The organism is Streptomyces sp. NPDC018019, from assembly GCF_044327805.1.
Taxonomy (GTDB): Bacteria; Actinomycetota; Actinomycetes; order Streptomycetales; family Streptomycetaceae; genus Streptomyces.
On sequence record NZ_JBIRGD010000020.1, the window covers coordinates 1 to 26,322 of the forward strand.

Genomic DNA, 26,322 nt, shown 5'->3' on the forward strand with positions numbered 1-26,322 from the left:
ACTCACAGGCCGACCTCACAGCGACCCCCCGCCGGCGCCCTCGCCACTGCCCGCCGACCGACTGATCCTCGCGCCGGCCGCCGCCCTCGGCACAGACGAAGCGGCACAGACGAAGCGGTACAGCCGATCGAGAACACCAAGACCACCAAGACACCGAACACCAGATCACCGGACTCCGACAGCCCCGCCGAGCAAGCATCCGGCGCAAAGGCTCCCTGCTCCAGACGGTGCAGCGAACCCCGCCGGCCGCACCGCGAGCGGAGACCGATTCAGCCCAGCCCATGCGGACAGACACGACACCACACAAAACAACTCCTTCAGCCTCCCCCCTCGGGCAGGCCACACCCCCAAGGCCGCCTCCCGGCCGTCGGCGCGCAGCTCCGCCACCTTGGTGGCCACCTGCTCCAGCGCCGCGCGTCGTCCAGGCCCCGGCCCAGGTCCGCGATCTCCTCGCCGAGTGCCTTGCGTACGTTGAGCAGCGCCGCCTTGAGTTTTTTGTCGCGTCCCATCGATCCCCCCGACTGCACGTGTCCCGACGGTGTGGGCGAGGAGACTGCCCGGGCGGTCCGGGCGTCGATGCGTCCCCGGCCCACCCGCTGTGCCGGTCGGCCGCAACCGGCCGAAAAGGCGCCGTCGGAGGGGCGACTGTGCGCCGCTCCCCCGTACTCGCGCCTGGCCGGCGCACATCAGGACGTGCCCGGGGCACGGACGCTCAGCGGCCGAGGACCATCCACTGGGCCGGCAGGTCGATACGGGCCCCGTCCGCGCGGCGCTCGGTCATCACCAGGTCGATCTCGCCGTGTGCCAGCACCGACAGGCCGAGGTCGTGGAAGAACCGCGGGACGGCGGCGTCGTCCGCCTCGGCCGGGGTCAGCCCGTGCCGGAAGATGCTGGCGAGCTTGGGCGGCGGGCCGTCGGGGCCCTGGGCCGCGTGGGCCAGGACCTCCTTCGCCCGGGACAGCAGCTCCACGACGAAGGCCCGGCCGCGGTCACCGATCAGGGTCGCGACGGCGGCGGCGACCGCCGGGCGGGCGTCCGGCTCGCTCTGGTGGATCACCGCGCGCAGGTAGACGTTCGCGTCGCCCAGCCGCTCGTGCAGGCGCCGGACGGCGTCCTGGTCGGTGGCGTTGAGCTGTTCGAAGTGGGCGGTGCGCCCGTTGTCGGCGCGCCGGGCGTGGGCGACGGCGGCCTCGGCGAGGTCCACGCCGACGGCCCGGGTGAAGTGCCGGGCGAGGTAGCGGGTCTGGGTGCCGGTGCCGCAGCCCAGGTCGACGATGGGCAGCGCGGCGTCGGCGTGCGGGGCCAGCAGCGGCAGGTGGCGCGCCGCGCCCAGTTCGGGCGCACAGTCGAAGATCGCGGCGCCCGGCGCGTCCGGTGTGTCGCGCCAGTAGCTCTCCCACGATTCCCGGTAGCGCTTCGACACGTCCATGGGGCCTCCCGTTCCGCCGACACGTTCGTTCCTGCTGCGGGTCATCTCCGGCGGACCGCCACGACAAGCTACGCGATCGAACGTACACCCGGCCTTCGCGAGCTCCGCGCCGCGGCCGGCCGCCGCCCCCGCGGGTGATTCACCCGTCCGCCGCCGTACCGATGCCGTTGAGCCGCGCCATCAGCAGGGCCACGTCGTCCTTGCGCGCCCCCGCCGACGCGAGGGCCCGGATGATCGTGTCACAGGCGTCGGCCATGGAGGCGGCCGGGTGGGCGGCGCTCTCGCACAGGGCCGCCAGCCCGTCCCCGATGTCCTGGCCGCGCACCTCCACCAGGCCGTCGGTGCACATGACCAGGCGGTCGCCGGGGGCCACGTCGCGGGTGACCGTCTCGAACGGCACACCGCCGACGCCGATCGGCGCCCCGGTCGGCAGGTCGAACAGCTCGCTGCCGCCGTCCGCGGCCCGTACCAGGACGGGCGGGATGTGGCCGGCGTTGGCCAGGTGCAGCCGGGACGCGCGCGGATCGTAGACCGCGTACAGGCAGGTCGCCAGGTAGTGTTCGCCGAGCCGTTGGGCCAAGTCGTCGAGATGGCGAAGCAGTTGGGCGGGTGGCAGATCCAGGGCGGCGAGGGTCTGCACGGCCGTACGGAGCTGGCCCATCTTGACGGCCGAGTGCAGGCCGTGCCCCATCACGTCGCCGACCACCAGCGCCAGCCGGGAGCCGGGCAGACCGATGGTGTCGAACCAGTCGCCGCCCACCCGGCCCAGGCGGGTGCCCGGCAGGTAGCGGGTGGCGATGTCGCAGCCGGGCGGGTGCGGGTCGACGTGCGGCAGCATCCGGTCCTGAAGGGTCTCGGCGATGTTCTCCTGGTAGGTGTACATCCGGGCGTTGTCCAGGACGAGCCCGGCGCGGGCGGCGAGTTCCGCGCCGGTCGTACGGTCCATGCCGGTGAAGCGCTGACGGCCGGGGCGGCGCAGCAGCACCATGAAGCCGAGCACCACCCGGCGCGCCTTGAGCGGCACGACGAGGATGGACCGGCCGTTGATCAGGGGGCGCAGGTCGCGCTTCTCGAACTGGGCGGAGATCCGGTCGCCCAGCGCGTCGTCGATGTGCGGGATGAGCACCGGCTCGCCCGTGACCATGCACTGGAAGAACGGGGTCTGTTCGGGGAAGGCGAGGGCTTCGCCGACCGGGACGGTGTCGTCCCAACGGCCGGGCTCGTCGTCGTGTTCGACCCACACCCGGTGCCAGACGGTGGTGACGTCGGGCGGGCCGTCCGGGAAGGCGTCGCCGGCCAGGACCTGGGCGCGCAGGTGCGTACCGGCGAAGTCGGCGAAGCGCGGCACGGCCGCGCTGGTCACCTCGCGGATGGTGACTTCCAGGTCGAGCGAGGAGCCGATCCGCCCGGACACCTCGTTGAGGAATTCCAGGCGTTCGCGGACCTCCGCGTGCTCCAGGTCGGTGCCGGGGCCCGGGCCGTCCGCGGCCCCGGGCGCCTCGACCGGCCGGGCCCACCCGGCGCGGCGTCGCACATACTCCGGCACGCCCCAGTCCGCCCTGAGCGGCACCCGGTCGTGGTGGCTGACTTCCAGTACGGGATAACCCCACTCCAGGACCTGCTCGACGACCCGGGCGCTGCGGGCGGGGCCCATGCGGGGCAGGATGTCCGGCAATCGCCGCGCCAGGGCGTCCGCGTCGGGCAGTGTGGCGTGCCGGGCGAAGCCGCACGCGATCCGGTCACCGGCCCGGCCGGTGGCGGCGGCGGAGGCATCGGCGAGCAGCACCAGGAGCCGGTCGGTTCCGGGGCCGGCCAGCGGGTACGCCCACCACAGCAGGTCGGCGGACACCAAGCCGGGACGGGGCAGGCCGGCACGGCCGGACCGTGGGTACGCCACGTCCTGGACGGCGAGCCGGGAGGCCGGCACGGCGGCGGGCCGTCCGAGCACTTGGTCGGCGCCGTCACCGAGGACGGGCACCCGCTCTGACAGCGGGCTGCCGATCGCCTCGTGCCGCTCCACCCCGAGCAGCCGCCCGGCGCCGCTGCTCCAGTGCGCCACCAGCCCGTCCGCGTCGGCGATGACCACGCCCAACGGCAGCCGCCCGCACATCCCGGCGCCGCCCGCGAACGCCGTGCTCCTGCCCATACGTGCCGAACTCCTCACCCGTGACGGGCGGTGGCAGGCGCCACCCCGCCCGCGCACACCCCGCGTCCACTTGGCCCAACGGTAGGCCCCGGACACGGCCGGTGACCGCGTAACGCCACATTACGTCTCGTACGTCACAGGGGACACCGGACTGGGTGAGGCGCGGCGTCATTCCGTTGCGGGCCGGGTGCGGCGGGCGTAGGCGCGGGCGGCGCGGGCGCGGTCGCCGCAGCGGGTGGAGCACCAACGGCGGCGGCCGTGCCGCGGCAGGTACCGGTTGCAGGGGGCGGAGCCGCAGGCGGTGAGGCGGTCGGCGTCGGAAGAGGTCAGCAGGTCGGCGGCGTCGGCGATCACGGCTCCCCCGGCCGTCCGGTCCTGACCAAGACCGTCCCGTCCGCCGTCACGCCCGCCGGCCTCGGCCCCGTCGGTGTGTCCTGCTCTCGCACGACGAGCACGCCGACAACCTCGACACCTCCGGCCGCGCCCTGCTCGCGACGTCCCGCTCACCCTCACCACCCCCGGCGGCGCCCAGCGCCTCGGGGACAAGGCCAAGGGACTGGCGGACCGGGAGGCCGTCGAGGTGGACCGTCCCGGCGGCGGCACGGTCACCGTGACCGGCGTGCCCGCCATCCACGGCCCCGGCCCGCGCGAGGCGGTCGAGCCGGTCACCGGTCAGGTCGTCGGCTTCGACCTGACCGGCGAGGGCCTGCCCACCGTCTGCGTCAGCGGCGACGACGCCTCGCTCGACGCGGTCCGCGAGATCGTCGGGCGCTTCGCCCCGGTGGACACCGCCGTCCGCTTCGTCGGCGCCCCTCGTTTCCCATGCTCTACGACGGCGCGCTGCTCGTCCTGGACAGCGCCCAGGCCGCCGAGGCCACCCGCATGCTCGGCGCCCGCCGTGTCGTCCCGGTCCACCACGACAGCTGGGCCCACTTCACCGAGGGCCGCGAGGAGCTGGAAGCCGCTTTCGCCGCCGCCGGCCTGACCGACCGCCTGGACCCGACTGGACCCGGCGGGCCTGAGGACCGTAAAGGTACGGGCCGGCGGCTGCCGTCATCGAACGGCCGACAGCAAGCTCACGCGCCCGGTTCCCGGCAGCGTCGGGTCGAAAGCCGGCGGGACGGGCCGGGCGTGGCGCTCGGCCAGGCCGGTGAGCGGCTCTTCCGTGGCGCTCCAGCCGTGGGAGGCGAGCCAGTCGCCGGGAGGGCGCGTCATCTCGTTCTTCCACAGCGAGGACAGCAGGTTCACCACGCCTTCCGGCGAGGCCGCCGCCGCCTGCCGGGCCTGATCCGAGTTGATCATTGCCCGGGTGACGTGCTCCACGGCGAGGTGGCTGCCCGGCGCCGACAGCGCGCTGATCCGGCTCAGGAGGCTGTCCGCGGCGTCCTCGGTCAGGTAGACCAGTACGCCTTCGACCAGCCAGGCCGTCGGCTCGTCCGTACGGAATCCGCGCTCGGCCAGCGGTACGGTCCAGTCCTCGCGCAGGTCCGCCGCGATCACCTCGCGCCGGCAGCGCGGCGTTTCGTCCCGCAGGGCGTGTTCCTTGAAGGCGAGCACGTCCGGCTGGTCCAGTTCGAACAGACGGGTCCCGGACGGCCAGTCCAGCCGGAAGGCACGGGTGTCCAGACCGGCCGCGAGCAGGACCACCTGGCGGCAGCCCGCGGCGTACGCCCGGTCGAAGTAGTCGTCGAAGTACCGGGTGCGCAGCGCGAAGTAGTCGCCCATGGCGGCGGCGAACTGCTCGCCCGGCCCCTTGCTCCACGCTGCCTGTTGCTCACGGCCCGCCGCGTCGAGGAAGCGGCCGGCCAGGCGGTCCTCGAAGAGCCGGTCCGCCCGTCGGCTCTCGGCCGCTCGGGCCATGCCCACGACCAGCGCGGTGCTGCTGACCCCGGCCAGGAGTCCGGGTCCGTCGCTCATTGCGTTCGTTCTCCGTTCGTGTGGGTGTGGTTCATGCCGTACGTGCACGCGCTTGGCGTGGCTCCCGCTCACGCCGCCGTATGCGACGCGACGCGCTCGCGGTACGCCTCGCGGTCGAAGCGCACCCCGCCGCGCCAGACCGCCTCGACCGACCGGGTGGCGGTGATGTCCGCGGTGGGATCACCCGCGACGAGTACGAGGTCCGCGCGCCGCCCCGGCGCGATCACCCCGCGGTCGCCCAGGCCGAAGTACGCGGCCGGTGCCGAGGTGGCCGCGGCGAGCGCCTGCGCCGGAGTCAGACCGGCCTCGACGAGCAGGGCCAGTTCGGCGTGCAGCCCGGCGCCGTGGACGACCGGGCAGGCGCGTCCCGGCCGGTGGTTGGCGTCGGTTCCGGCCAGCACGGGCACGCCCGCCCGGTGCAGGCGGGCCACGCTCGACAGGGCGTGGCGCACATGATGTGCGGGAGAGGGGTGTTCCACGCACAGGCCCTCGCGGCCTTGCGCCATCGCGGCGCGGGCGTGGTCCGGGAGGAAGCCGGCGATGCGTGGGTCGTCGGCCAGGGACCGGGTGACGCCGGTCGCGGTGGCGGGCCGGGGCGCGGAGACCTCCAGCATCGCCAGGGTGGGGATGACGGCGCGTCCTGTCTCCGCGGCCCGGCTGACGAAGGCGTCGTCCAGGGCCGCTTCCAGCGGAAGGTGCGTCAGTACGTCCACGCCGCTGTCGAGGGCGAGCCGCGCGGACCACACCGCGGACACATGGGCCACGCTGAGCAGGCCCCGGCGGCGCGCGGCGGCGGCGAGCGCCGTCACGGTCGCCGGTTCCAGAGCGGGCAGGGACATCCCGTGGTTCGCGCCGTCATCCACCATGATCTTGATGAAGTGCGCGCCCTCCGCCTGTCTGGCGGCCACGAAGGCGTCCGCCTGCCCGGGCCCGGCGACGGTCGGCAGCGACGGCATCGTGACGGCGGGATGCCCGCCCGGCGCGCTCGCCAGCAGCCCCGAGCTGCGCAGATCGGCGAGGTCGTGGCGCGCGCCGGCCAGCGCGCACAGGGCCCTGGTGGCCTCCGGCGGGCCCATGAACATGTCCAGTTCGGTCGTCACGCCGAAGGCCAGCGCCCGTTCGAGGTTGCTTTCGGCGCCGAACACGTGCGTATGCGCGTCGATCAGCCCCGGCAGCAGCGTCCGGCCCATCCCGTCGATCACCTCGGCCGACGCCCGCGGCCTCGGCGCGGAGCCCGTGCCGACGCGGGTGATGACGCCGTCGGCGCACTCGACCGAGCCGGTGCCCACCACCGACGTCCCGTCGAAGATCCTTACCCTGTCGATGATCACCGGCTGCACCTGTCTCACCGTCCGATCGCGAGCGCTGTGGATCCGTAGAAGCACAGCAGGTTGAAGAAGAGCACGAAGCCCATCGCCGGGAGCAGCAGTCCCGACGGCCGCTTGCGCAGCAGGAAGCGCCACGCGCCGAGCGCGGGGAAGGCCAGGGCCGCCGCCGGCAGCAGGCCCGCCCGGCCCAGCAGCGCCAGCCCCAGCGCCACGGCGCCCACGGCGAGCGCCAGGCTGATCGCGGCGCTGCCGCGCGGGCCGAACACCTGCGAGTACAGCCGCGCCTGCGGGTTCTGCCGCCATTCGGTCTTGCGCGCGAACTCGAACTGGAGGAAGGCGCAGGCGAACATGGCCAGCAGCGGCACGGCCCGCCACCCGGCGTCGATCTCGCCGCCGGTCAGCAAGGAGACGTAGAGGTAGACCGACAGGAGCAGTTGCACCGGATAGCTGACCAGGAGTCCGGCCATCAGGTTCTCGCCGAGGCCGGGGAACCGGCGTTCCAGGGCGACCAGGAACAGCGTGTAGCCCAGACCGAGCACGATCAGCAGCACCGACAGCGCCGAGACCAGCAGGTTGAGCGCGACGACGAGGACGGTGATCAGCACCATGGCACCGCGCAGCTCCGCGACCGTGATGGCGCCCGTCACCAGCGGCCGGTCCGGGTTGTGCTGCCGGTCGTAGTCGAGGTCCTTCTGCTCGTCGGCCATCCGGGCGAACAGCAGGGCCAGCACCACGCTCACCGCGCGGATCGCGGTCGCCCAGGAGGGCGTCCACGGCACGGCGGTCCCCGAGATCACTCCGGAGGCGCCTTCCAGGGTCACGGTCCACAGCACGCCGTAGGTGACGTAGATCTGCGGGCGGAACATCCGCAGGACGAAGCGGCCCAGCCGTGCCGGCACCTGTGAGGCGGTCGGGGGGCGGTGCACTGCCGGGTTCACCGCTGCCACCTGTTCCAGGCCACGACCTCGTCCAACGGCTGCCGCGGGGTGGGGCGGAAGCCGGATTCCCCCGTCGTGTGCCCGACGGCCACCAGGGCGATCTGGGTCACGTCGTCGGCCGGGATGCCGACCAGCTCCGCCACCTCGCGTTCGTATGCGAGATGCACCGTGGTCAGCGCGGTGCCCAGGCCACGGCTGCGGGCGGCGAGCATGAAGCTCCACAGCGCCGGATAGACGGACCCGAAGAAACTCGACTGCCGGGCGAGCGGCGCGTCGTGCGGCAGCCGCCCGCAGGTTGCGGCCAGGACGAGGGCGGGCACCTGGTGCAGGTGATCGGCGAGGTAGCGCACCCCGGCCACGGCCCGTTCGCTCATCGCCGCGGGAGGCGCGGCGGAGAGATAGGCGTCCGAGGCGGCCTTGTAGTACCGCGCGATCCCCGCCTTGGTCCCGGGATCGTCGATCACCACGAAGCGCCAGTTCTGCCGGTTCCCGCCGTTCGGGGCGTGCAGGGCGAGCCGGAGGCACTGGGCGATCAGCGGCCGTGCGACCGGCCTGGACAGGTCGAGCCTGCGGCGCACGGTGGGGGTACGGGTCAGCAGCCCGTCGATGTCGAGGGTGACGGGGCCGGTGCTCATCGCGTCCCAACGTCCGTGCCGAGCCTGGTCAGGCGTACTTCGCCGGAGGCGATGACGCTCCCCTCCTGCCGCATGGTGCTGCGCAGGACAGCGCTCGTCCCGTCGCCCCGCACCAGGACGCTCTCGCAGGTGACCGGCAGGTCCAGCTCGCCGATGGCGGTGAAGCGCGCGCTGATCCCGGTGAGCAGGGCCGCCGCCGACGGCAGCGCGCCGGTGGCGGCGGCGGTGGCGATGCCCAGCTGCCGGAACGCCTCCAGGGTGAGCATGCCGGGAACGTGGTCGACGTAGTGGTCGAACAGCACGGGATGGCGGGTGTCGACGACGAGCCGCGCGCTTCCCGTCCCGGCCGCGCCCGGCGGCACCCGTAACGAGGAGAGCACCACATTGGCGGCGTCCCGGCGGTCGACCAGGGACTCCTCGATCCGCGGCGGCGGTTCGGGGGCCTCGGGCCCCGGGTGCGCCGGCAGCCCCAGGGACACCCGTCCCTCTTCGCGCATCGCCTGCCACCGCTCGGGCGGCATCCAGGACATGCTGCACTCCAGTGTCGCCGCCACGTGGTCGCCGATCAGCGCGCTGTAGCGCAGCCGTGCTCCCCGTACGCCGCCCGTGCGGTCGCGGAAGCGGCGCAGGATGTGGCAGCGCAGCACCACCTCGGTGGGTATGACGCTCACCGCGAGCGGGGCCGGGTCCGTCTCGCGCAGGGCGATCTCGCGCAGGATGAACTTCGTGCCGAAGGGCATGCCGAACAGGTCGTGCCCCAGCATGATGAGCGTCTGCCGGGCCGCTTCGACCAGCACCATCGGGTCGTAGAGGTGCCCGCAGCCCGCCGAGTCCCGGTAGAAGGCGTGCGAGCGGGGTATCTGGACCCCCACGTCGAGGGTGTCCTCGTCCCGGGCGAGTGCGCCGGTGACCAGCACCTCGGTGATGCTCGACCGATGGACGAGCTCCCGGGGCACCGTACGGCTGAATTCCACCGTTTCCATGATTCTCCTCCGTGTCACCTGGCCGCGAGCCGCGCCGTGTGGCGCTCCCAGTCGTGCACGCCGGCCCCGTCGAGTACGGGAGCCAGCCCCTTGCGCTTCATCGGCAGGACATGGGTGCCGACGATCACCACGTCCCACGGGTCGAGCGGCAGCCCGGCGTGCCAGACGGCCTCCAGCAGCCGCCGGTACCCCTCGGGTGACCGGGCGGCACGCCGGGCCGCGCGCAGCTCGTCCCGGACCGCGCCGGGCAGCGGCGACTCCTCCGCTTCCGCCACGGCCTCCTTGAGCCGTTCCGCCGCCGGCTCGAAGGTGAGGTCCCGCCGGGGTACCTCCGCGTGCAGCTGCCCGGCCAGTTCGCGCGCCCGCGCCGACCGGTCGTCGCCCGCCAGAGCACTGGTGTAGACCCGCTCCCGCAGGGCCGTGTCGAAGTGGATGCCCAACTCCCTTGCCACGTCGGCGGGTTCATCGGGGGTGTGGACGAGGTTGAGCAGATAGCTGTAGCGGCCGATCTCGTACCGCAGCTGGCCGGGGACCCGGGCCAGGGGGTCGGTCGGGCCTTTGCGCTCGGTCATGACGACCGATGCCGGCGCGGCGCCGGGCTCGTCCGCCTCCGGGCGGACGAGGAGCACCACCGCGTCGCAGGAGTCCATGAACATGTCGGCCAGCCGGCGCCGCTGCGGGGTGGCCAGGTTCCACTGGTAGTACCACAGCGACCGTACGGCGGTACGGGTGAGCCGGGTGCGTTCGGCGGCCACGATCCGCAGTCCGTTGCGGGCCAGCCAGTCGACCGTCACCGGTATCTGCCGGCTGACCACCGCGTCGGGTTTGAGCAGCAGCGCGGCGTGCCGGTGGAGGAAGGCGTCCGGGTCGGCGGTGAGGGCGCCGAGCTGTTCGTAGCTCTCCAGGAAGTAGGTGTCCGAGGCGAACAGGGCGCGCTTGCGCGGATCGCAGCTGAGGGCGGGGGAAAGGTCGTCGCCGAAGGGGCGCGGGGCCGCGGTGTCGCAGGTCATCGGCCGGCTCCGCTCGCGTCGTGCGCGGCCGGACCGGTGCCGGCCGGCGGGGCGCCCAGATAGCCCGATTCCAGGCAGTGGTCGATGAGCTTGCGCAGGAAGTCGGGCCCGTTCCCGGGCGCTCCGCGAAGGCCCAGCGCAGCGGTGTTCGTGGCGTCGAACGTCATCCGGCGCCGGAAGTAGCTTTCGTAGAGCGTGACGATCCGCTCGTAGTAGCGGCGTTCCCGGGCGGGCAGGCGCCCGGCGTCGAAGCTCGTCGGGGGGACGAACCGCGGCACGTGGAACGAGGGGTACTCGGCCATCACGTCGGAGAAGTCCCGCAGGGTCAGCGGCGCGCCCACCGCGTGGAAGGTACGGCCCTCCGCCTCGTCGAACCGCTCGGTGACCCGGGTGACGACGTCCGCCACGTGGCCGACCGGCACCAGGTCCAGACGCGCCTCGTACAGGCCGGGGATGGATCGGGTCCTGCCCTCGGTGGTCAGTTTGAGGACGACGTAGATGTTCTTGTAGTCGCGCACCACGCCGGTGTGCTCGTCGCCGACGACGATGCTGGGGCGCACCACCGCGGCGCGCACCCCGTCGGCCCGTGCCTTGTGCACCAGCGTCTCGGCGCGCAGCTTGCTGGCCTCGTAGCCGTTGGCGAGCCGCTGGCCCTGGTCCAGCTCCGTCTCGCGGATCAGCCCGTCGCGTTCGCCGCACACATACGCGGTGCCCACGTGCACCAGGCCGGCGCCGGTGGCGCGGGCCAGCTCGACGGTGTGGGCGGTGCCGTCGACGTTGACCGTCCGGTAGTCCTCTTCGGGACGGCCGAAGTCGGTGATCGCGGCGCAGTGCACGATGCGGTCGAGTCCGGCACCGGCCAGTTCGGCGTATCCGGCCTCGGACAGGCCGAGCCGGGGCCGGGTCACGTCGGCGGGCAGGCACCTGACGGTGGTGGGGTCCAGGGGGGTGCCGTCGTTGCGCACCAGGGTCCGCCGGTGGTGGACCACGGCGGTCACCTCGTGCCCGGCCGCCGCCAGCCGCGCGGTGACCTCCGCGCCGACCAGTCCGGACGCACCGGTCACCAGAACCTTCAGCCGCTGTGTCATCGGGCCGCCTCCTGTCGCTGTACCGCGGTCACCGGTTCGGCCGGCCCGGTGCCCGTGTGGGATGCCGCCGCACCGGCGGCCACGTACGCCACGTACGCCACGTACGCCGTGTGCCGTGCCCCGGTCGGGCGGGGCGGGGTCATGTGTGGTGTCACTGTTCCTCCGTCAGGCCGAGGCGGCATGGGGCTGCGCCCCTCCGCTGGACAGCAGGTCGCTCGCCTCGTCGATGGGCAGGTCCGCGTTGAGGTGCGCGCCCAGGCGCAGCCAGTCGTAACCGACCTCCAAGGTCTGCCGCCATCCGTCCGAGGAGTCGAAGGAGGACGGGAAGCGGTCCGCGCCGGTGGCGCGGCGGACCAGGGCCACGAAGCCGTCCAGCGCCGTCAGCGCGGCCTCCCCCTGGGCCGCGGAGGCGATCGTGAGGGTTTCGAGCTGCCCGGCCCGCGACCGGATGTCCTCCAGGTCCGCCCCGGCCGGCAGGAGCGACAGCCGGCGGACGACCTCGGAGTCCGGGGGCAGCGGGTTGACGGCGTAGGAGCTGAGCACCCCCCGCAGCGCGAACCGCAGCATTCTCAGGGCACTGAGCCGGGCAACGCTCCACTGCCCGCGGTCGAGGGCGCCGACCAGATCCTCGCGGGCGTTCTCCACCAGCACGTTGGACCACACCAGCGTCATCGCGGCGGCGCTGAACCGGCGGGCGGGCACCGGTACGAGGTCGATCGCCTCCGCGCCGCCGGCCGTCGCGCCACCCACGCCGACGACGGGCCGGGCGGTGCTCGGCGGTGGTGTGACGTCGCCCGAGGGGGCGGCCAGCGGCAGGCCGGGCACGATCGGGCCGTCGCCCCGCCACGCCACCCGTACCAGCCCGAACCGCAGGAACCGGGCGATCAGCGGGCCCGCCTGGGGCGCACCGGCCGCGTCCGCCGCGGCCAGCGTCTGTTCCAGGGTCCGGCCGAAGACGAGGGAGCGCCAGGCCAGTGCGGCCCGGTCCCCGAGGACGAACACGTCCTGCCGGCCGCGTACGACGTGCACGCGCTCGCCGGTCTGCCAGGTGGTGACCCCGGCCCCGGCCAGGGTGAGCTGCCCGGGGCCGGGCGCGGCGCCCGTGACGCCCAGGTCCGCCGCGAGCCGGACGCCCTCGGTGACGTACTCCTCGGCACCGAGAACGGAGGCGGACGGCGAAGCGAGCGTCAGATAGCGCGCGGCCAGCGGGTGGTCGCCGATCCGGCCCAGCTGCTCGGGCAGCCACTTCGGCTCCAGGTAGGTCTCTCCCCGGTCCGCCGCCCAGGACTTCACGGCCTGCAACAGCCCGGCTTCGGTCCAGGCCACGGCCTCCTGTTCCTGGCCGAGCTGCCGCAGGGCGAGCGCGTACCGGACCGACTGGCGTGCGGCGTGCGCCCACCAGTCGCGTACGGCGGTCCGGAAGCCGTCGAAGGGCATCAGCTCCTTGACCTTCGCCACCAGCTCCGGCTCGCGCAGCGGGAAGCTGCGCAGCAGCCGCTGACAGCGGTTGAGCAGGTCCTCCGCGAGCGCGCCCGGGCGATCGGCGGCGACCGCGGCGAACTGCTCCGCGATCTGCCGTACGGAACGGGTCCTGACCTCGACCCGCCGCCCGTCCACGAACAGCAGGGACGGCATGGTCGGCAGGTCGGCGTCGCTGTCGGCGATCAAGAGGAAGTCGATGTCGGACGAGGAGTTGCCGAAGCCCTCGGCGATCGATCCTTCCAGCACCACGGCGCAGCCGTCCGTGGAGCGGATCTGCGGAAGCGTCTTGTCCAACAGGTTCTGCAGGTATTCCTCGCTGAGGATCACACGGACCTCCTGGTCGTGGCGTCGGCCGTCCCGGGAACGCGTGCGTTCTCCGCGCGGCCTGCGCGCAGCTGATTCCACCTGTGGCGGTCGTTCGGATTCCCGCCGGACGCCGGGGCGCGCCGGGCGGCTCGCGTCGGCCGTGTCCACCGGGTGGCCGGCGCACTACTCACGCGCCGCGTCCTTCGCGGCCGCGGGTCCGGCCGCGCCGCCCGTTGCGTCGGCGTCGGCGTCGGCGTCGGCGTCGGCGTCGGCGTCGGTCAGGATCCGTACCGACCCCGTCGCTCCGTCCACCCTCAGCCGCATGCCGGTCTCCAGCTCCGCCATCAGGCCCTTGACCTGGACGACCGTCGGAATGTCGAGCTCCCGGGCGACGATCGCCACGTGCGTCAGCGGGCTGCCGCGCTCGATGACGAGTGCGGAGGCGGACGGCAGTGCGGCGACCCAGCCCGGATCCGTGCGGTAGGTCACCAGCACGCCGCCGTTCACATCCACGGGCGTGTCCGTGACCACGGCCGGGGCCTCCACCACGCCGGGACAGCACGGTGTCCCGCGCAGCTCCTGGGCGCCCGTACGGGCCGCCGGGCCCGTCGTGAAACCGGCCCGCTCCATATTGCCCGGCCGGTAGGGCGCCCCGCGCGTGACGAACCGCGATGGCGCGGACAGTTGCCGGTCCTCGGTCTGTTGGCGCTTGCGCAGCTCCACGAGGCCGCGCAGGCCGATGTTCCCGGTCGTGCCCTCGTAGGCGCCGCGCAACTCGTCGAGCCGCAGGAAGAAGACGTCGTTCCAGTGCTCGATCGCTCGCGTCCGGGCGAGGTCGCGCCCCATGGCCCGCAGCATCCGCTTCGCCGAACCGAACGCGCGGGTACGGCAGAACCGCAACCGCTCCCGGTTGTACAGGGAGCTCTGTGCCTTGCGGCGGACGACGTCGTAGACCAGCCGGCGCGGCCCGCGCAGGTGGGCGTCGAGGTAGGCGTCGGCCTTCCCCGCGGGATCGGTGCCGACCTCGGACAAGGCGGTGCGTACCAGGGCGAACAGCGTCGAGGGGTCCTCGCGCAGGTCGGGGACTTCGAGCTTGAGTTCGTCGAGGCTGCGGTAGCCGTACGCGGCGACGTAGGCGTCCACCGCCGCGAGGAATGCGGTGTGGCCGTTCTCGCGCAGTGCCTCGTGGGTGTCCTCGGCGGGGGTCTCCCGGATGAGACGCTCCAGTGCGGGGTCCGCGCGGACGGCGGCCGCCAGGCGCGCCAGCGCGCGGGCGGGTTCGATGGACTCCACGAGCGGACCCGGGCTCGCGGCGCTCCAGGTCAGCCATGCCGGGGCGTCGGGCAGCCAGCGCCTGTTCAGCAGGGCGAGGGCGCCGATGGACCACAGGATCGCCGCGTCCAGGGTCTGCATCGGACCCCACTTCTCCAGCAGGTCCTTCTCCAGGGCGCGAAAACGCCGGTAGACGTCCTGGCCGTCCATCGCGTCGTAGTCGACGTCGTCGAATTCCCGGTACGCCGCGTAGAAGTACGCCATGAAGCGCTCGACCGAGCGGTTCATGGTGAGAAATCGGCGCACGAACGCCGCGGTCGTCCCGGCCCGGGCCAGCCGGCCCCGCAGGGACGGCGAGAACGTGTACGGGTAGACCTTCTCCGCCGTTTCGTCGTCGAGTTCCTCCTCGACGCCGATGGCGATTTCCAGGACTTTCCTGTTGAGTTTGTACAGTGGCGCGATGCGCACCATCCGGTACCAGTTGAGCAAGTTGTAGTAGACCCGGCCATGGAAATGGCCGAGCATCTGCGGGGCCCATTCCTCGATCTCGCGCAGCCCGGCCCGGGGCACGCGAAGGGCCCGAGCGTAGTTCTCGTAGACCTTGCCGTAAACATGGGCCGCGAAACTGAAGGTCAGCGGGGAGACGATGCCGGAGAAGCTCTCGACGATGTTGGCGTTGTCCCAGATCCGGAGTTCGCCGTCGCCGGCCTCCCGGGTGTCGTCCGGAGGTGCGGCGTGGTCCGGTAACGCGGTGATGGGGCGGGCCTGGAGAATCCACAGCACATCGCCCGCGAACGCCCACTCGATGTCCTGCGGAACGCCGAAGACCGCCTGGACGCGCATCCCGGCCTCGTGCAGCCGCGCGAGTTCCTTCGGGGTCAGCGACAGCTTCTCCCGCTCGGCCCGCGGCACTTCGCTGATCCGGCACCCGGAACCCGCCTCAGGCGCGTGATAGCGCTCGCTCTTGTCGCCCAGCACGGTTTCGGCCACTGCGCCGGTGGCGGCGTCGAGGGTGACGGTGTCGGCGTCGACCGCCCCCGAGACCAGGCCCTCGCCCAGCCCGTAGACCGAACTGACCACGTACCGCCCGCGGTCGCCGCTGACCGGATCGGCGGTGAACAGCACGCCGCTGCGCTCGGCGGCCACCATCTCCTGTACGACGACGGCGAGGCCCGCGCCGCGCAGCGGCAGCCCGTGGCGCAGCCGGTAGACGAGTAATCGCTCGGAGAAGGCCGACGCCCAGCACTTCTTGACATGCGCCGCGACCTCGTCGAGCCCGGTGACGTTCAAGGAGGTGGCGAACTGCCCGGCGAAGGACAGCTGCGCGCCGTCCTCCTCGGCTCCGGAGGAGCGGACCGCGACCCGGCCGTACCCCACCCGGGTGTAGGCGTCCTCGATGACCGACGTTGCCCTTTCGGGCAGTTGCGCCGACTCGATGAGGTCGGCCAGCCGCGCGGAGACGTGTCCCGCGGTGTCCGGGGTGACCTCGTCGAGCAGCGCCCCGATACGCCCCTGACCGTCGAGCGCGGCGATGAACTCCTGGAATACGTCGAGACCCACCACCGCCCACCGCGGTACATCGATCCCGTTGCCCGAAAGGGCAAAAAGATTCTTCCCCTTACCGCCCGCCGCGCGCGCGACCTCACCTGGCGGACTTTCGGCGATGATGGCTCGCATGAAACCCCAAGCTTTCCGATACGCTATGGCTCGAACCACGTTCCGTGTGACGTGGAGATGCCGATTGCCCGATCGGGCACCCAGCCCCGAGCGGCAATTCGGTGAATTTCACCGAGCGTAGCAGCGCTCCGGGCGGCCCTCGCCGGACGCTCTGCGCAACTAGGGACTTCCCTAGCGACCGGTAAACCGTGCGACGGCGGCCAATGGGTGCGCGCATAGAATCCCTGGCAGCCTCCGCCCCTCCCGCTTCCGGCCCATTGTTCCCGCCGCCCGCCGGCGAATCCCTGACGCGCCGCCGCACAGCGCCGCCACCACAGGCTGAAAACTCGACAGACGCTGGAGAATGGAGAAAAGATGCCTCCCCTTCCCCCCGGATCGCGACAGCCCGCCTTCCTGCAGACCCTTCACATGCGCGATCCGGTCCGCTACTTCGAGACCCTGCGCCGGCGTCACGGCCCGGTGTTCCGCATGAAATTACTCGGCTTCCCGCCCCAGGTCGTGGTCTCGACCGCGGAGCTGGCCGCGGAGATCTACCGCACGGACGGCGACGGGAACCGCGCCGGAGCGCTGCGCGCGGGGTACGTGCCGTGGCTCGGGCAGCACTCGCTGCTCACCAACGACGGCGAGGAGTGGTGGCGGCACCGCAAGCTGCTCAGCCCCACCCTGCACGGCCGGTCCATCGCGGGCTATCCCGGGCTGATCGCCGAGATCGCCGCGCAGGACATCAGGACGTGGCCGCTGGGCAGGCCGTTCGCGCTGCGCGAGCACATGCAGACGATCACGCTGGAGGTCATCCTGCGGCTGGTCTTCGGGGTCCGGGACGCCGAGCAGGGAGCCCGGTTGCGGGCCGGTCTCATCGACCTCTCCAAGGCCACCGGCTCCGCGGCCCTGTTCCTGACGCCCGCCCGGCTGCGCGCCTGGGCGCAGAGGTCACCGCTGGCGATGCGCCTGCCGTTCCTGCCGACGACCCGCGCCGCGCAGGCCGTCAGAACGGTGGACGGCATCCTGTTCGCCGAGATCGCCCGGCGCAGGGCCGAGGCGGACGTCGACGCCGACGACGTCCTGGGGCGGCTGCTCCGCGCCCGTGACGATGCGGGCCGCCCGCTCGGCGACCAGGAGATCCGCGACGAACTGCTCACCCTGCTGGAGGCCGGCCTGGAGACCACGGCCACCGGCCTGTCGTGGACCTTCGAGCGGCTGATGCGCAACCCGGAGGTACTGGCGCGCCTGCAGGAGGAGGTGGAGCGGGGCGAGGACGACACCTACCTCGACGCGGTCGTCAAGGAAGCGCTGCGGTCCCGTCCGGTGATCTTCGGTATGGGACGTCTGCTGGACGAACCGTTGCGGCTCGGTGCGTACGAGGTCCCGGCCGGCTGGGTGGCCATCCCGATGTTCTCGTTGATCCACCAGGACCGTTCGGTCTACCCGGACCCCGGGGCGTTCCGGCCGGAACGCTTCCTCGGGGACGACGCCAAACCGGCGCAGAAGTCGTTCCTGCCGTTCGGCGGCGGACGCCGATACTGCGTCGGCGCCCAACTCGCCACGATGGAGATGAAGATCATCACTCGGGAGGTGCTCCGGCACGTACGGCTGTCCCCCGCCGACCCGGCACCGGAGGCCCAGCGCATGTGGCACGCCACCCTCATCCCCGGCAAGCACGCCGTCGCGGTGGCCCGCGAACAGCCGCTGAAGCGGCGGACGCCGGCCGAGGAGCCGAAGTGCCCCGTCCACCCGGCCCCTTCGGGCGAGAAGCCGGCCGGGAAATGAGCCGAGAAGTGGGCCAAGAATGGAGGAGCACACGCGCGGCGCCGCCCGGAGCAAAATGTTCCGGTTGATGGCCGACGGGTTGCGGCTGGTCAGGTAGCGGACCACTCGGCGCACCGGCCACAGGTCGTGGCCAACGCATGGGGAATGTGCCAAGGGGCCCCTTCCCGTTCCGCCGGGACAGGAGTAAACGAACCACACGGAGCGGACACGAGAACACTCTGCGCACTGACACGATCGGGTCCACCGCGGCACGGCGGAGCCGACCGCCGCCGCGGCAGCTGGTGGGAACCAGCCGACGTATGCCGTACACACCCGGCCACGCGGCGCGCCGGTGGGGAACCAGGGAGTCGCTCATGTCTGTCCAGCAGCCCGTCGCCGCGTGCGGCACGGCCCGGTTCCGCTTCGGCTCGGGGGAGACGACCGTCGTCATCGTGATCACCGCGCTGGCGGTGCTCATGACCCTGCACGGCAGGCCGCTGCCCGAGGTGACGGCCGTGCTCGCCAGCGCGGGCCTGCTCGCCGGGACCGTGATCCGAATCGGGCAGGACCTGGCCGGCGCGGCGCCGCGCTGCGCAGCGCCGGCCGGGCCCTGCAGTCCTGCGGCCCGGCGTGATGCCCGGCGATGCCGCGCCGACAGGGGCGCCCGATGGCGCCGGTTCTGACGCCCGATCACGGGACCGGCCGGCTCGCACAGGAGCTGCGCCGGGCCCGTTCCCGGCGTGACCTGTCCCGGCCGGAGCTCGCGCAGAGACCCTCCGCGGTGGACCGAGGGCTGCCAACCGTTCCCGCCCACAGATCCGAGCCCTGGTCGAACAGGCCGTGACCGCCCTCAAGCCTGGACAGTCCCACTCAAGCTCCGCGCCTCGACCACCCCATGACCTGGCTCGTCCAAGCCGTCCTCCGCCTGCGTCCGGCCAGCTCAAACTGAGGTCACGAAACGCCCCCTCCTCCACCGACCAGCCGTGACCGGAACTGCGACTGCCATGTCATCGCCCCTCGGTGAGATCGACGCCGAGCTGGCGCAGGAAGCCGAGGTTGTCGTACTGGACCCACTCCTCGGCCAACTGGCCGTTCTCGTGGTAGCGGAAGACGTTGACTATTTCGAGGCGGACCGGCTGCCCGTTCGGTGCGATCGTGCCAATCGGGGATGCCTCGAAGGGCGCGGTGAAACGCCCCGACATGCAGGTGCGCGAACTGATGTACTCGCCCTCACTGACAAGAGCGCGCCGCTCGCATGCGAATCCCTCGAAGGCAGCACGCATGGCAGCGAAGAAGGAACGGAGCTGCTCATACGTCATGTCACCGTCGGGACCGTGGAAAACGAAGTCGTCCGCGAAATAGGCGTCCAGCTTCTCATCGTCGGCCACGGCGATCGCCTCGCGGCCGATCCGCACCAGAGCACGCGCCCGCTCGTCATAACGAGTGTCGTCGGGAGAGATGAACTCACTCATCGGAGAATCCTCTCAGGACATTGGCATTGTCACCGCTTTCGATGCTAGACCCTGAGAACTCTTTTTCAGCCCTGCGGGCCATGCAACCATCGGCTCGCTCCCATAACGCAGCCGCATGGCCGGGGCGACTACGGTGGCGCCGTGCCCGAACTCAGCATCAGTGCTCTCCGCGTCGTGCGCGCGGTGGCCGCGCACGGCTCCCTCAGCGGCGCTGCGCGCGCCCTCGGCTACTCCCAGCCCGCCATCTCCCGCCAAGTCTCGGCCGCCGAAAAAGCCGCAGGGCAGCCCCTCTTCATACGCGGCTCGCGCGGCGTCAGGACGACACGCGCGGGGGAACTCGTCGCCCGGTTCGCCACCGAGACCCTCACCAGCCTCGACCGGCTGGACGAACGGCTCGACGAACTGGCCCACGGACCAGAGGTACGGGTCCGGGTGGGGGCCTTTCCCGCCGCGAACGCCGCTCTGCTCCCCTTCGCATTGGCCAGGGCACTGAAGCAGCAGCCCAGGATGACGTTCGCGCTCACCGAGGCGTCCTCGCCGCAGCTCGTGCACCAGGTCATCAGCAAGCGGTTGGACGTCGCGGTCGTGGCCTCCGGACCCGGTCTGCCGCAGCCGGCCATGGAGGGACTGCGGACCGCCCCGCTGCCGGGTGGCGAGCTGATGGTGGGCGTGCCGCGCGGGCACCCTCTCGCCGCGATGGAAGGTGCCTGCCCAGTGCGTGAACTCGCCCGCGCACCATGGATCGTGGGCAAAGGCTCCCGTGATGAACCGCAGTTCGGCGCCTGGCCCACACTGACCGATCCGCTCATCGCCTTCCGTACGCGGGCCTGGCACAGCCGCTTCGGTCTCGTCGCCGCCGGTCTCGGAATCTGTGTTATTCCAGGTATTCTCGCCCCGGTCGTCCCCCAAAACATTGCCCTGCTACGCGTGGACGACCCGAACTGGCGCGGACGGGACATACTCGCGGTCACCAGAAATGAGGGCCTGGAAACACACGAAATCATCGTCCGGGCCCTGCAGGAACCCTTTGAGGATCAGCGCGGGAATTGACGGGCCGAGAACCTGATGCGGAAGGTGCCTACACCTAAGAGGTCCTGACAAAGGCGTCGGACGTGTCGGTGGGTGACGAGGCAGGTGGCGAGGCCGAGGAAGGCTTCGTGGATGTCGTCGCGTCGTTCCCAGCGAACCCGTAGCCGGCGGAAGCCGTGGAGCCATGCGATGGTCCGCTCCACGACCCACCGGTAGACGCCGAGGCCGCAGCCGTGTGGGACGCCACGGCGGGCGATCACGGGTTTGATGCCCAGTGCCCGGACGAGACGGCGGTACGTGTCGTGGTCGTAGCCGCGGTCGCCGAGCAGGCTGTCAGGTCGGTTGCGTGGCCGTCCTGCCAGGCCGGCGACCGAGGGATCTTCTCCAGCAGGGGGATCAGCTGGGTGACGTCGTTGCGGCTGCCGCCGGTCAGCGAGACGGCGAGTGGGATGCCCTGGCCGCCGACGATGAGGTGGTGCTTGCTGCCCGGACGTGCTCGGCCGACCGGGCTGGGGCCGCTTTGGGGCCCCGGCGAGCGGCCCTGACGCGGGAGAAGTCGATCACCGCCCGCGACCAGTCCAGCTTCTTCGCGACCCGCAGCTTCTTCAGCAGCACCAAGTGCAGTGCGTCCCGGACGCCGGCACCGTTCCACGCAGCCAGACGCCGCCAACAGGTCATCGGCGGAGCCGAAGCCCAGCTCCTGCGGCAGGTACTCCCACTGGATCCCGGTATGCAGCACGAACAGGATCCCACAGAGTGCCTGCCGGTCCGGCACCCGGGGGCGTCCCGCCACCTGCTTCGGCACCCGCTCGGGCAACAACGGCTCGATGAGCGACCACAGTTCATCCGACACGATCCACGGCCGCGACTGACGTTTCCCCACGGCCAGGCCAACGACCACCCGAACCGAAAGCCACATGATCAACAGCTTCTGTTAGGACCTCTAAGCCCGAAAGGGGCCACGGGATAATCTTGGTTGCTGGCCGAGGTTGCTGACTCGGTTCGCGTACTCAAGGCGGGCCTTGCGCTGTGCTGGTATTGCCGAGGTCCCCGGGGTGCTGTCGAGGGGCTGGCAGAGGGCAAGGAGTTGGCGGTGGATCGCGGGCACTGCGGTGAGGTGCAGCGTGTAGCCCCGGCCGCGTCGTACAGTCACCCCTTGGTCAAGCGCGACGCGCTCGGCGGGTTCCAGGTCGATGGTGCGGAGGAAGTCCGCGCGCTTGTCCGGCATGTCGAGGGTGACCGGCAGCTCCGAAGCCAAGGTGTCCTGGTCGACGACGGTGTGGATAAGCAGGAGGTCGGCGACAGCGGTACGGATGGCTCCGCGGCTGACGTGGTGGTCGCGGGCCAGGCCGGCGATGGACAGGGCCCTCAGGCATGCGGCGCGTACGGCAGCGGCCGTCGCTGCCGTGACAACCGGGCGGCGCCTGCCTCTGTTGTCCTTGGCATCGGCGGCCCGTAGCCCGTCGTAGGTCAGTTCGCGCGGGACGAAGTTGAACCGTGAGGCGGCCGCGTTCACCAAGTTGTTCAGGGGGGCGAAGGGGTCCCCGCTGCCGGTGGACATCGGGGCGGCGCGGGGACCGGGCGGCGGGCTCGGTGAGCTCGCGGGTGTTGTGGCTGGCGCCGCGGGCCTGGGGCTTGTGGTCAACTATCGGGCTGCGCGGCCACGGTCGTACAGGAGTGCCGGGGTCGGAGTCGCGGACTGAGCTGCGCAACACGAGCTTCGTGCAGCTGCTGCTCAGCTCCGGCCTGCGCCGGCAGGAGGGCGGTTCGCGTAACCAGTACCGGGCCGACGTCAGCTGGAGTGAGTAATGCCGGCTCTCGGCACGGCCGTCAGTTCGGCCATCAGCCGTGTGGTGACTGGCACGAGAACGCCATGGCGCTTGGCTGCCCGTTGCAAGGCCCCGCCGACTGCGTCGAGTTCAAGCGGGTGGCCGGCCTCCGCGTCGCGTTGCATGGACGACTTACTGCCGCTCGGGAACGAGTCGTACAGCGCCAGGGTCTTCGCCGGGTCGGCCGGAGCGCCGCAGGCCCTGCTCACCGCGGCGGCTTCCTCGACAAGGGCCACCAGTTCATCGCGCCGCTCGGCCCGTACATCCCCGATGGTGATGCGGTATCTGGTGGTGAGCAGGGCAAAGGGGGCGAGGAAGGCCAGCTTCGCCCAGAGGGCGGCAGTCTCATCCTGGACCACGCGCGTGTCCACCCCCGCGTCCTGGAGCATCGCGGCCAACTGGGTGAGGCGTTCGTGGGAACCGGCCAGGTCAATCTGCGTGAACGGGCTGCCGTGCTCGATGACGCCGGGCGCGGTGCGAGTCGACTCCACTCGGATCACGCCCGGAGCGACCAACTGCGCGCCGTAACGAGCCCGCAGCGAGTCGGGATGCTCGATGCCGTTGAGCAACGGCACCACCAGGGCGGCGCCAAGGGTAGCGGGCGGAATCCGCTCAAGCGCCGCGTCAAGGGCTGTGTGCTTGACAGTGATCAGGCACAGATCGACCGGCTCCCGTAGTTCGGTGGCCGCTTCGACGCTCGCGGAGAAGTCGCCGAACTGCCCACTGCGCACCCGGATGCCGTCCTGGTGCAAGATCTGCGTCGTTGCTCCGCCGCCCACGCAGATCACCCGGTGTCCGGCGCGGGAGAGCACGGCGGCCAGGAGGCCACCGACGCCTCCCGGCCCCAATACCGCCACAGTCCACGGGTTCGCTGGGGCTTCTCCGGAGAGTCCGGAGCGTGGGGAGAGCACCGTGCGGCAGTCCCTCCATGCGGGACGACTCAGGAGCGGTTGAAAGCGGGTGAACAAAGTGAGCAAGTCGGCGCCACAGGTCTGACGGAAGGCCGGGTCGACACGGGCGATGTCGAGTTCGTTTGCAGCTGACAGCTCGGCGAAGTCCCGTCGCATCGCAAGGCCGGGTGTGAAGGTCTGGCCGGTGAACCGGTCGCGGAACACAGCCTCGGGATCCGCGAGTGTGGGATAAGAGGCTCTTCGGTCACAGCTGGCGTAGAAGTACACGAGCGCCTCGGCCTCGGCACCGATCACCGCCGCCAGTTCCGCACGGCGATCGGGTGGCAGGAGAGTCGTGGCGAACCCGTCGGTGCCGTAGAAGGCATGGCACAGGCCCGCGAGTTGCAGAGCCGGGCGGGCGCCCCACCGGGTGAGCTGTTCCTGTACGCGTCGCAGGTGGGCGAGGAGCGTGCCCCCAGGGTGGTCGAGCGTCTCAGCGCCCAGCTCACTGAGCATCGAGGCGACCTGGGCGGCTGCTTCGGGAGGTACGGACACGGGATCGGGCTCCTCTCGTTGTTCGGCGGGTCGACACCCGTTTCCGCTCTCCGCCTTCGGTCCGGCCTGGTGCGGGGAGCGGGGACGGGTTGCCGCCCTGGGCCCTGTGGTGAGCATCGAGGAACAACTGAACCCCAGTCAATCCTAGGGTTTTCTATGTTTGCCCCAAGGGATAGCTTGGGGCGTGCCCTTGATGACCCTCGTGTGTATGCAGCGGTGTGCAGGACCGGGAGCCTGAGTGCTGTGGCCCGAGACCTCGCATGCACGCAGTCCGCCGTGAGCCAGCACGTGAAGCGGCTGGAACGGGAGACGGGCGCCCGCCTCCTGGAGCGCCATCCCCGCGGTGTCGTCCCCACCCCGGCGGGACGCATTCTGCATGCGGCGGCATCGGACGGCATCGCCGGCCTCGACCTTGCCCAGCGCCGTATCGACGAACTCGTGCGCGGTGAAGTCGGCTCTGTGCGGGTGGCGACCGGCGCGACGACAGTGCGGCCCTGGAAGAGGTGGACGCCATGGTCACGCGGCACGGTCTGGAGTCCGTCTGGATCTTGCCGGAGAAGCAGGACCGGGAAACGCTGTCCCGTCATATGACGTTGCTCGCCGACGCGGTGGTCGCTCGGCGCTGAAACGTCTCGACCCGTATCCATGTGCAGGCGTGGGAAACCGCAGGGGGATGTGATGATGAAAGTCGTCTGGGGAATGCAGGAAGCGGACGGGGTGTCGGTCGACATCGCGCGGCTCGAAGAGCTGGCGCGGCAGATCCTCATCGAGATCGGCGAGGACCCCACCCGCGAAGGGCTTCTCGAAACGCCACGGCGCTATGCCAAGTGATGGAAGGAGTTCGTGGAATTCGACGCCGGGAAAGTGGACACCCTCTTCGATAGCAGCACCCTGGGGCAGACGGTCATGGTCTCGGGCATGACCGTGTGGTCGTTGTGCGAACACCTTTTGCTGCCGTTCAGCTGTGATCTGACGGTGGCGTACCGGTCCGGCGGAACACTGCTCGGCCTGTCGAAATTCGCTCGGATCGCGCACAAGCACGCACCCAGATTGCAGGTCCAGGAATGTCTCGTGGTCGACATCGCGGACGAGATCGCCGCAATCACCGGAACGGACGATCTGGCCGTGGTAGGACGGGGAGAACATCTCTGCATGACCATGCGCGGCATCCGCACGCCCTCGACCATGTCGTCCTCCATTTTCCTCGGTGTGTTCGAGCAATCGGAGCGTGCCCGGGCCGAGCTGTTCGCCCAGCTCGGTGCGAGGTGACTCGGGGGCGGCCCGCGAACCGGTCTCGGCGGGACGCCGTACGGCGGGCCCCAGCGCACCGACGATCTAGGAGACCTCCTGTTGACGACGGATCTGGTGCGCAAGTACCGGCTGCTCTTCGCGGTGCCCGGCCTCCGCCTGTCGGCCGTCGCCGCCCTGACCGGCAAGTTCCAGCCGGGGATGTACCCGGTGGCGCTGCTGGCCCTGGTCTCCAGTCACCTCGACTACAGCGCGGCCACCTTGGTGGTCGCCGCCGCGTCGGTCGGCGCGATGACCACCCCTCTGCGGGGCAGGCTGCTCGACCGGTTTTCCTACGCGGCGGTGCTGTGGCCGCTGCTCGTCCTGCACACCGGCACGCTGCTGCTGTTCGTCGCCGGCGCCCGGGCACACGCCGGCACCGCCGTGCTGTGCTGTCTCTCCGTGCTGGCATCCGTCAGCCTGCCGCCCATCGGCACCCTCACCCGGGTGATGTGGCGGAAGGCGGTCCCGGACGACCTGCGGACGACCGCGCTGGCACTGGATTCCGTCCTCGCGGACTTCGGTTTCATGGTCGGCCCGGTCGCGGCGGTCGCCCTGGCGCGCGGCATCACGCCGGACGCGGCCGTGCTGGCCTGCGGGCTGCTCGTGGCGGTCGCCGTACCGCTGGGCCTGCGCGGGGCCGGCGCCCGGGCCCCCAAGGAAGCGCCCCCGCGCCGGCACCGGGCGGGTCCCCTGCGGTCAGCGGCGCTGCGCCGGGTCTTCAGCGTGGCGTTCTGCTTCTTCCTCGGGGTGAACGTTCTGGAGGTCTCCCTGGCCTCCTACGGGCGCAAGGGCGAGGTGACGCTGGCCGGCGGCGTGCTGCTGAGCCTCATCGCGGTGGCCAGCATGGCGGGCGGCGCGCTGCTCGGCGGACTTCCCGCCCGAGCCGCCCGGCGCCTGCTGCGGCCCACGGTGCCGCTGGCCGGAAACGCGGTGTGTCTCCTGCTGCTGGCCGCCGCGAGCTTCGTCCACCCCGTCCTCGTCCCGCTCGCCTGTCTGCCGGTCGGCTTCTGCCTGGGCCCGTGCTTCGCCTCCGTGTACGGCACGGCCGCGGACCATGCGGCCAAGGGCGAGGAGGCGGAGACCCAGTCCTGGGTGGCCGGCGCCATGATGGCCGGCGGGGCGCTGGGCGCGGCGGCGGGCGGCTGGAGCCTGGCGCACGGAGGCCCGGCCGGAGCACTGTCGCTGGCCGCGGCCACGTGGGCGGCCGGCGCCGCCTGCGGGGCTCGCATCCCACACCTCCGCCCGGCCGTCGAGGACGCCTGCGTCACCTCGGGAGCGCCGGCCGACTGACGACGGTCGC

At 71.7% G+C, this 26,322-nt stretch carries 20 protein-coding genes and 5 pseudogenes; 8 read left to right on the forward strand and 17 right to left on the reverse strand.

Features of this window, described 5'->3' with window-relative positions; genetic code table 11:
• Positions 1-712 precede the first annotated feature (712 nt).
• The 3 genes and pseudogenes from ACH4FX_RS28750 to ACH4FX_RS28760 form a co-directional block, all read right to left on the reverse strand.
• The gene (locus ACH4FX_RS28750; RefSeq protein ID WP_398483753.1) at positions 713-1,429 is read right to left on the reverse strand and encodes a class I SAM-dependent methyltransferase; all 717 of its coding nucleotides are present in this window, start codon (positions 1,427-1,429) and stop codon (positions 713-715) included.
• A 139-nt stretch (positions 1,430-1,568) separates the two neighbouring features.
• On the reverse strand, positions 1,569-3,575 hold the full coding sequence (locus tag ACH4FX_RS28755; RefSeq protein WP_398483755.1) for a SpoIIE family protein phosphatase: 2,007 nt from the start codon (positions 3,573-3,575) through the stop codon (positions 1,569-1,571).
• A gap of 168 nt (positions 3,576-3,743) precedes the next feature.
• Positions 3,744-3,923: pseudogene (locus ACH4FX_RS28760) on the reverse strand (CGNR zinc finger domain-containing protein); the annotation flags it as partial.
• Here ACH4FX_RS28760 and ACH4FX_RS28765 point away from each other — a divergent pair.
• A pseudogene (locus ACH4FX_RS28765) lies at positions 3,921-4,574 on the forward strand (MBL fold metallo-hydrolase); the annotation flags it as partial. The pseudogenes ACH4FX_RS28760 and ACH4FX_RS28765 overlap by 3 nt on opposite strands.
• A gap of 54 nt (positions 4,575-4,628) precedes the next feature.
• Here ACH4FX_RS28765 and ACH4FX_RS28770 read toward each other — a convergent pair.
• The 9 genes from ACH4FX_RS28770 to ACH4FX_RS28810 all read right to left on the reverse strand — a co-directional run bounded on the left by ACH4FX_RS28770 (position 4,629) and on the right by ACH4FX_RS28810 (position 16,211).
• A complete protein-coding gene (locus tag ACH4FX_RS28770; protein ID WP_398483757.1) occupies positions 4,629-5,492 on the reverse strand; it encodes an SAM-dependent methyltransferase in 864 nt (287 codons plus the stop codon).
• A gap of 68 nt (positions 5,493-5,560) precedes the next feature.
• Positions 5,561-6,823, reverse strand: coding sequence for an amidohydrolase family protein (locus tag ACH4FX_RS28775; protein WP_398483759.1), 1,263 nt, complete (start codon positions 6,821-6,823; stop codon positions 5,561-5,563).
• Between the two features lie 14 nt (positions 6,824-6,837).
• Positions 6,838-7,758, reverse strand: coding sequence for a UbiA family prenyltransferase (locus ACH4FX_RS28780; RefSeq protein WP_398483760.1), 921 nt, complete (start codon positions 7,756-7,758; stop codon positions 6,838-6,840).
• On the reverse strand, positions 7,755-8,393 hold the full coding sequence (locus ACH4FX_RS28785) for a nitroreductase family protein (protein ID WP_398483762.1): 639 nt from the start codon (positions 8,391-8,393) through the stop codon (positions 7,755-7,757). Before ACH4FX_RS28785 ends, ACH4FX_RS28780 begins: the two co-directional genes overlap by 4 nt.
• On the reverse strand, positions 8,390-9,376 hold the full coding sequence (locus ACH4FX_RS28790; RefSeq protein ID WP_398483764.1) for a ScbA/BarX family gamma-butyrolactone biosynthesis protein: 987 nt from the start codon (positions 9,374-9,376) through the stop codon (positions 8,390-8,392). The genes ACH4FX_RS28785 and ACH4FX_RS28790 overlap by 4 nt, the downstream gene beginning before the upstream one ends.
• A gap of 14 nt (positions 9,377-9,390) precedes the next feature.
• On the reverse strand, positions 9,391-10,386 hold the full coding sequence (locus tag ACH4FX_RS28795; RefSeq protein WP_398483766.1) for a nucleoside-diphosphate kinase: 996 nt from the start codon (positions 10,384-10,386) through the stop codon (positions 9,391-9,393).
• Complete coding sequence (locus ACH4FX_RS28800) at positions 10,383-11,474, reverse strand: SDR family oxidoreductase (RefSeq protein WP_398483768.1); 1,092 nt, start codon at positions 11,472-11,474, stop codon at positions 10,383-10,385. The genes ACH4FX_RS28795 and ACH4FX_RS28800 overlap by 4 nt, the downstream gene beginning before the upstream one ends.
• A gap of 165 nt (positions 11,475-11,639) precedes the next feature.
• Positions 11,640-13,283: a hypothetical protein gene (locus tag ACH4FX_RS28805; RefSeq protein WP_398483770.1), complete on the reverse strand. Its 1,644-nt coding sequence runs from the start codon at positions 13,281-13,283 to the stop codon at positions 11,640-11,642.
• Between the two features lie 162 nt (positions 13,284-13,445).
• Entirely contained in the window at positions 13,446-16,211 is a 2,766-nt protein-coding gene (locus ACH4FX_RS28810; RefSeq protein ID WP_398483772.1) for a phosphoenolpyruvate synthase, read from the reverse strand.
• 354 nt (positions 16,212-16,565) lie between these two features.
• On the opposite strand from ACH4FX_RS28810, the gene ACH4FX_RS28815 reads away from it, so the two are divergent.
• Both ACH4FX_RS28815 and ACH4FX_RS28820 read left to right on the forward strand, forming a co-directional pair.
• Positions 16,566-17,978 (forward strand): cytochrome P450, encoded by a 1,413-nt coding sequence (locus tag ACH4FX_RS28815; protein ID WP_398483774.1) that lies wholly within the window; start codon positions 16,566-16,568, stop codon positions 17,976-17,978.
• A gap of 353 nt (positions 17,979-18,331) precedes the next feature.
• On the forward strand, positions 18,332-18,640 hold the full coding sequence (locus ACH4FX_RS28820) for a hypothetical protein (protein WP_398483776.1): 309 nt from the start codon (positions 18,332-18,334) through the stop codon (positions 18,638-18,640).
• Positions 18,641-18,964: 324 nt separating this feature from the next.
• Here the strand turns inward: ACH4FX_RS28820 and ACH4FX_RS28825 are convergent, their stop codons facing one another.
• Positions 18,965-19,429 carry an ester cyclase gene (locus ACH4FX_RS28825; protein WP_398483778.1) on the reverse strand — a complete coding sequence of 155 codons (465 nt, stop codon included), beginning with the start codon at positions 19,427-19,429 and terminating at the stop codon, positions 18,965-18,967.
• A gap of 141 nt (positions 19,430-19,570) precedes the next feature.
• On the opposite strand from ACH4FX_RS28825, the gene ACH4FX_RS28830 reads away from it, so the two are divergent.
• Positions 19,571-20,479, forward strand: coding sequence for a LysR family transcriptional regulator (locus ACH4FX_RS28830; RefSeq protein WP_398483780.1), 909 nt, complete (start codon positions 19,571-19,573; stop codon positions 20,477-20,479).
• Here ACH4FX_RS28830 and ACH4FX_RS28835 read toward each other — a convergent pair.
• The 4 genes and pseudogenes from ACH4FX_RS28835 to ACH4FX_RS28850 form a co-directional block, all read right to left on the reverse strand.
• Positions 20,464-21,377, reverse strand: a pseudogene (locus ACH4FX_RS28835) (IS5 family transposase). The gene ACH4FX_RS28830 and the pseudogene ACH4FX_RS28835 sit on opposite strands and share 16 nt — an antisense overlap.
• Positions 21,378-21,401: 24 nt before the next feature.
• Positions 21,402-22,019 (reverse strand): resolvase, encoded by a 618-nt coding sequence (locus tag ACH4FX_RS28840; RefSeq protein ID WP_398483782.1) that lies wholly within the window; start codon positions 22,017-22,019, stop codon positions 21,402-21,404.
• A 231-nt stretch (positions 22,020-22,250) separates the two neighbouring features.
• Complete coding sequence (locus ACH4FX_RS28845; RefSeq protein ID WP_398484001.1) at positions 22,251-23,198, reverse strand: ketopantoate reductase family protein; 948 nt, start codon at positions 23,196-23,198, stop codon at positions 22,251-22,253.
• Positions 23,199-23,450: 252 nt separating this feature from the next.
• Positions 23,451-23,849, reverse strand: a pseudogene (locus ACH4FX_RS28850) (DUF6817 domain-containing protein); the annotation flags it as partial.
• 39 nt (positions 23,850-23,888) lie between these two features.
• Here ACH4FX_RS28850 and ACH4FX_RS28855 point away from each other — a divergent pair.
• From ACH4FX_RS28855 to ACH4FX_RS28870, 4 genes and pseudogenes are all read left to right on the forward strand, one after another.
• Positions 23,889-24,224, forward strand: a pseudogene (locus ACH4FX_RS28855) (LysR family transcriptional regulator); the annotation flags it as partial.
• A gap of 186 nt (positions 24,225-24,410) precedes the next feature.
• Complete coding sequence (locus ACH4FX_RS28860) at positions 24,411-24,563, forward strand: hypothetical protein (protein WP_398483784.1); 153 nt, start codon at positions 24,411-24,413, stop codon at positions 24,561-24,563.
• 12 nt (positions 24,564-24,575) lie between these two features.
• Positions 24,576-25,001: a GTP cyclohydrolase I gene (locus tag ACH4FX_RS28865; RefSeq protein WP_398483785.1), complete on the forward strand. Its 426-nt coding sequence runs from the start codon at positions 24,576-24,578 to the stop codon at positions 24,999-25,001.
• Positions 25,002-25,082: 81 nt separating this feature from the next.
• Complete coding sequence (locus ACH4FX_RS28870) at positions 25,083-26,312, forward strand: MFS transporter (RefSeq protein WP_398483787.1); 1,230 nt, start codon at positions 25,083-25,085, stop codon at positions 26,310-26,312.
• Positions 26,313-26,322 lie beyond the last annotated feature (10 nt).